The following is a 6,234-nucleotide window of genomic DNA, read 5'->3' as shown; positions in this document are numbered from 1 at the left end:
TTAATTAATGGTTCTACTGCTTTTACATCCCCTATTTTTCCAAGAGCTTCTACTACACTTATTCGTACATCTTTATCTTCATCTTTAAGGGCATTAATTAATGGTTCTACTGCTTTTACATCTTTTATCAATCCGAGAGCTAATGCTGCTGCTACTTTAACAAAGGTATGTTCATCTTGTAGTGTTTGAATTAGAGAATCTACTGCGAGCTCCCCTATCCTTCCAAGAGCTTCTGTTGCTGCAGCTTGAACATACAAATTTTTATCTTTGAGAATCTTAATTAGTGGTTTTACTGCTGGTTCTCCTATATTTCCAAGAGCTAATGCTGCTGCTGCTTTAACATACAAATTTTTATCTTTGAGAGCTTGAGTAAGAGGTTCTAATATCCTTACATCTCTCATTAATCCAAGAGCTAATGCTGCTGCTCCTCGAACAAAGATATGTTCATCTTTTAGAGCTTGAATTAGAGATTCTACGCTCCTCGCATCTCCTATGTTTCCAAGAGCCCATACTGCATGTCTCCGTACACTAAAATCCTTATGTTTTAAGGTTTTCATCAAACCTTTAACATCTTTCCTTTTTATCATCTCTTCTATGTTTGGCTCAAATAAATTAAATGTCTTCATATTCATTTCTAATAAAAATAAAGTCACTGGAGAAACCATCAGTGACCAAATGAACCTCTCTCAATGCTTACGGAGTTAGCTGACGGGTTTGGATCGAAAGACTTTAACCCTACTTGCTTTTGCAAGATTCACCCCAATAAGATGGTTCCTCCGCTTCTTTTGAATTCAGCAAATTATTAAATTTCCTATTGTTGGGTAAAATTCTAAATCAAAAATTTATTATTTGTCAATATTTATAAAAATCTATGTAGTACCAAATTAGAAATATCCGATTTTAAATTAACTAATAAATTACTTTTTTCTCCATTATTACTTAAAGAAATTATTAAATAGGTATCCTAAGATAATAATTTGAGGAACTGTTATAATCGGAAGCCAAATAGCAACTTTCTTACCTATATTATCCCAGATTAAACCTATTTCTGTGTAGTCTGTTGCTACGCCAGTCATTAAAAATATAAAAGAGTTACCAAAAGCACCTGTTTGTCTAAATATCTCAAATGCAAGAGGTGCTATTCCTTCAGCAAGGATTTCCATAATTGTTGCTAAAATCAAGGTTACAATTAAACCGAGAATAACTAAAAAAGTTTTATTGCTTCGTTTGATGATGAAAATTGATTATCTACTCAGCTACTTTTCTTAAAATAAGTTTTAATTTTTTTGAAGCAATTAGATAATTAGAAAATGGCTCGTTGTAGCTGAGGAATCTCTTAATTGGCGGAGGAGGTGGGATTCGAACCCACGAGGCGACTTTCACCGCCTACGATATTTCCAGTATCGCCAGATCGGCCACTCCTGCACTCCTCCAAGTTTATTTCACTTATTTATAAATATTATATCAATTTATCACAAAATGTGTTCCTAAATAAAAAGGTTGAGGAGATAGAGAAATTTCTATTAAATAATTCTAATATGTCTCATGTCAAGACCTGACACCTATTCTACATGTCGAGATCTGACACCTATTCTAGACGAAGGAAATAGATGCCAAGGGTGAAAAATATCAATGACATGCCTAGTAGAGTAAGACTGGGTGTAATAATAGTTTGAAATCCTAAGCCTCTTACTATGAGGTCGGTGAGTCCTTGCATTGTTAAACCTGTTGGTGTGAACCTTGCAATAGTTTGCATATATTGAGGAACAAACTCTACTGGCCAAAAACATCCACCTAACATAGCCATACTTATTATAATTACTGGAGTTATCGCATGGGCCTGGTCAATAGTCTTTACAAATGATGCCAACATGATTCCCATTGATGTTCCGCATATTATATATGAACCCATTAAAAGAACCAATCCTAATGGATCCCTTCCCCATCTAACACCAAATAAATATCTACCTGCTAAAATTAGAATTGTAAACTGAAATATACCCACAAAAATTGAGCCTAATATTTTTCCAGTAATATATGAGCCCTTGTAAGTTGGTGTACTTAATAGCCTAAATAAAGTTCTTTTAATCTTATCTTCCATTATTGTTGCTGAATTACCTACTAAAACAAATCCTATAAATGTAACTGCATAGCCCAACGATCCTTGAGAAAAACCACTGGCAATAGTCTTTTTACCTCTTACTTCTGAAGCAGTAACATTTTCAAAAATAACTTTAACAGGGGGGTCTGGCTTCCAATTCTCATCTGCAGCTTTGAAAACTTTTTTCCATAAACTTTCCTCGTTACTATCAGTGGTTGTTCCAATCTTATTTAAATAATCTATAGACATATTTGCTGTGTAATAATTGGTAGCTATCCTATTAATAGCACCTCTTACAACTTCCAAAACCGCAAATGCTCTTGTAGATGTCTCAAGTTTTATTACTGTTAATTTAGCTCCACCACCTCTTTTTATTTTATCTCCGAAATCTTTTGGAATTATAATTGCTGACTCAACATTTGAATTCCTTACTTTTTCTATAGCGTCTTTCTTATTATCTTTTATTACACTTAAAAGTTCATCTTCTTTTAATATATCTGTAAGCATAGAAGAGTAATTTGATTTATCTTCATCAACAATTATTACTTTTAGTCTATTTTCACCCATTCCTCCCCATACAAGACCCATAATCATTGTCATAAATAATGGAATTACAAACATCATCATAAGAGACATCTTATCCTTAAATAAGAGTTTTAAGTTTAACAGTGCTATTTCAAATGCTTTTCTCATTTTACTCATATGAAAATCTCCAAATCCCAAATATAAAAAATATTAAGGCAATTGCCAATAATATAAAGATGGATTTTGATATGGATATAACTCCTTCACCACTCATGAGAGATAGAAACCCTTCCATTGACCATTTGTTTATTGTAAAGTTGCTAAAAAATCTTAACCAGGGTGGCAACAAACTTGGTGGAAACATAGAACCACCTAAAGCTGACATACTCTGAATAAATATCTGACTTATACCTGAAACAGCATTTCTGGTCTTTGCTATTGATGCAAAGAATATTGACATCCCGGTTGTTGCAAGTACTGTAGAGCTAGGTAAAAGAACTAATCCAATAATTGACCTACCCCAATTTACATTAAATATCAATTTAGTAGCAAATATAAAAGCAGTAAATTGCATTATTCCTATTATAAAAATACCAAGAAGTTTTCCACCTAAAACTGAATGTTTTTTTATTGGACTGGAAAGCAGCCTTGCAAGTGTCTTGTCATCTCTTTCCTTAAGAATTGAGTCTGCACCAAACATTGAAGAGAAAAGAACAAACATTGTCGACATACCTGCAGCATAATACTGCATTGAGCTCATGCTTTCTTTTTGAGAGGTATTCTCCTCCTCTATTTTTATCAGGTTCTCCACATCTTTTTCAATCATCTCATTAATCATGAATGGCATATACATTGCAATTTCTGTTTGATTTGTCTTTTTACCTAATTTAGTTAATGATTCCCATCCTGTACTAACACCAACCATTATCGAAGAAACTTTATTTGTATATGCACTCGTAATACTTCTTATAATTGATGCTCTTATCTCCTGACCAGGATCGCCATAGATAGTAATCTCAGTGGATTTATTTTTCATTATTTGAGATGTGAAATCAGAAGGAATTATAATTACTGATGAAATGTCACCAATTTTCACTAAATGCATTGCTCTTTCTTTGTTAGTTTCCATAATATTTAGGAGTTTTGATAGTTCATCTCCTTTTAATATCTCTTCAATGAAATCCTCAGAGAGTTTACCATCATCATAATTTACAACTGCGACATCAATTTTTGAAAGCTCTGGACCTTTTGAAAATAATCCACCCAATGCCATCCCCATTATTGTCATTAGGATAAATGGCATGGCTAAAAGAATTAGTAATGCCATCCTATCTCTGAAAATAATTTTTACTTCCTTTAAGGCGATGTTTAATAACTTCAAGTCCCTTACCTACTATATTATTATTTCAATTTTAGTATTCCTAAATGCTTCTAATTAATCTGTTATATTACAAAACCTGACTACTATAGCTAACATTTCAAGACCTAACCTCTATTTATAGATTTTGAAATATTGCAAGACCTAACCTCTATTTATTCTCTTAAGCTCTTACCAGTTAAATGTATAAAAACAGATTCTAAGTCAGGCTCCTGAACCTTTACCGAATTTATTTTGACATCTAGTTCATTTAATTTAGAAATTACTGAGGAAAGTACTCTTCTACCATAATCACTTAATATTTCAATCTGATTTTCTTTTATTTTAATTTTATCAACATCATCTATCATTTCTAATGATTCTGCAATTTTTGGATGGATGTTTTTGACATCCATTCTAATTGTATCCTTTCCACCCACTAGCAGTCTTAATTCATTTTTTGTTCCCATAGCAATTATCCTTCCCTCATCCATAATTGCTATTCTATTACACAACATCTCAACCTCTTCCATGTAGTGACTTGTATATATGATGGTCATCCCCAATTTATTTAGATTTTTTACTGTCTCTAAGATATTGATTCTTGTTTGGGGATCAATTCCAACAGTTGGCTCATCTAACATTATTACCTTCGGTCTGTGAATGAGACCAGCTGCAATATTAATTCTCCTTTTCATTCCACCTGAATATGTGTCTATTCTATCCTTTGCTCTATCAGTTAAACCTACAATTTCAAGAATTTCCTTCACTCTCTTTTTTATTAAACTTCCTGAAAGTCCATACATTTTTCCCCAGAAATAAAGGTTTTCTTTTGCAGATAAGGTTGGGTATAATGCTATTTCCTGGGGTATAAGACCTATAACTTTTTTAACACCCATGGGGTCTTTTTTTATACTCTTTCCATCAATAAAAGCTTCCCCTGATGTTGGTTCCAAAAGACAGGAAAGCATCGATATTGTTGTTGATTTACCTGCACCATTGGGTCCTAAAAGTCCAAATATTTCTCCCTCTTTAACATAAAAACTTATGTTATCAACAGCCAGATGTTCATTATATTTTTTACTTAAATTTTTAACTTCTGTTAAATTCATAGTCCTTAATTAAAATTTATTGGATATTTCAATTTTGTTATTCTTTAGAAATTTTGTCATCCTGTTTAAGTCCTGATAGTATTTGAGTATAATCCTCATTCTCATAACCAATAGTTATTTCAGTTTTCACCTTTTTATTCTTCTCTGCCAATAGATTTACATAATACTTATCTTCTTCCTCAAATATATAATCAGAGGGAAGAAATATAGTATCTTTAATCTTTTCTGCAACAATTTCTATATCGCAGGTCATTGCTGGTAATATATTAATATCCTGAGAAGCTTCAAACTCTATATCAACATCATAAGTAACCACTCCCTGGAATTCAGTACCTCCTAATGATATATTTATTACTTTTCCCTTTATGGTTACACCTGGGTATGAATGAAAACTTATCTCTACTTCTTGACCTTTTCTTATCATTGAAATATCATCCTCATCTACATCTGCAACTATTTTTAAAACATCTGATGTCCCAAAATAAATAACTGGCATTCCTGGTGAAGCCATCTCACCTACTTTTTGATAAACTTCTATAACTTCTCCATCAAATGGGGCTTTTAAAGTTGCATTATCATAAGCATCTTGAGCTAATTTAAGAGACGCAGTAGAAGAAATAATCTTGTCCTCTGATAGTTCTATCGCTTTTTCTGCTGAATCAACCTGGGATTTAGCAGCTTGTCTCATACTTTCACAATTCCAATATGTTTGAGATAATGCAACCTTTGCTTGTTCTAATCCTGCTTCTGCTTGATGAATTGCCATGTTTGCTTGTTTTTTTATAGATGCTGTTACCATTGGTTCATTTTTAAGCTTGTCATAATAAACATGAGCATCTCTTAGTGCAATTTCTGCCTGTTCTACAGTTTTTTGAGCCAGTAAATAGTTTGCGTTTGCAATTTCAACTGTATTTTTATATGCATCTTTTGTTGATTTCAAAGTCAATTCTGCCATTTCGAGTTCTTTCTCTGCCAGGCCCAAAGCTGTCTTTGCTAAATCTAATTGATTCTTGAAATCTTTTTCATCAAGTTTTGCTATTACTTCTCCCTTCTTAAATACATCCCCTTCTTCTGCAATAAATGAAATCTCACCTATGCTTTTAAAAGAAATTCTTAAATAATCTCTTGGTACTACTTTT

6 protein-coding genes and 1 tRNA gene are annotated in these 6,234 nt (G+C 32.6%); all 7 read right to left on the bottom strand.

The features are described 5' to 3' along the window. Positions 1–626 (bottom strand): HEAT repeat domain-containing protein (locus tag KKC53_02200; GenBank protein ID MBU2597983.1); only part of this gene is annotated, 626 nt, incomplete at its 3' end. A gap of 309 nt (positions 627–935) precedes the next feature. Further along, positions 936–1,163 (bottom strand): hypothetical protein, encoded by a 228-nt coding sequence (locus KKC53_02195; protein MBU2597982.1) that lies wholly within the window; start codon positions 1,161–1,163, stop codon positions 936–938. A 178-nt stretch (positions 1,164–1,341) separates the two neighbouring features. Then, positions 1,342–1,433: transfer RNA gene (locus tag KKC53_02190), tRNA-Ser, on the bottom strand. Positions 1,434–1,588: 155 nt separating this feature from the next. Further along, positions 1,589–2,803 (bottom strand): ABC transporter permease, encoded by a 1,215-nt coding sequence (locus KKC53_02185; GenBank protein MBU2597981.1) that lies wholly within the window; start codon positions 2,801–2,803, stop codon positions 1,589–1,591. Continuing rightward, positions 2,796–4,007, bottom strand: coding sequence for an ABC transporter permease (locus KKC53_02180; protein ID MBU2597980.1), 1,212 nt, complete (start codon positions 4,005–4,007; stop codon positions 2,796–2,798). The genes KKC53_02185 and KKC53_02180 overlap by 8 nt, the downstream gene beginning before the upstream one ends. Positions 4,008–4,159: 152 nt before the next feature. Next, the gene (locus tag KKC53_02175; GenBank protein MBU2597979.1) at positions 4,160–5,095 is read right to left on the bottom strand and encodes an ABC transporter ATP-binding protein; all 936 of its coding nucleotides are present in this window, start codon (positions 5,093–5,095) and stop codon (positions 4,160–4,162) included. Between the two features lie 37 nt (positions 5,096–5,132). Then, positions 5,133–6,234, bottom strand: a 1,102-nt coding sequence (locus KKC53_02170; protein MBU2597978.1) for an efflux RND transporter periplasmic adaptor subunit, incomplete at its 5' end; no start/stop codon positions are given.

It is taken from the genome of Actinomycetota bacterium (genome assembly GCA_018830725.1).
Classification (GTDB): Bacteria; Actinomycetota; Humimicrobiia; order JAHJRV01; family JAHJRV01; genus JAHJRV01.
This window is presented reverse-complemented; position numbering and strand designations above follow the sequence as displayed.

Excerpts from the sequence above, each read along its gene's own strand:
- KKC53_02195 (MBU2597982.1), bottom strand. The coding sequence starts at position 1,163 with ATGGAAATCCTTGCTGAAGGAATAGCACCTCTTGCATTTGAGATATTT.
- KKC53_02185 (MBU2597981.1), bottom strand. The coding sequence starts at position 2,803 with ATGAGTAAAATGAGAAAAGCATTTGAAATAGCACTGTTAAACTTAAAA.
- KKC53_02175 (MBU2597979.1), bottom strand. The coding sequence starts at position 5,095 with ATGAATTTAACAGAAGTTAAAAATTTAAGTAAAAAATATAATGAACAT.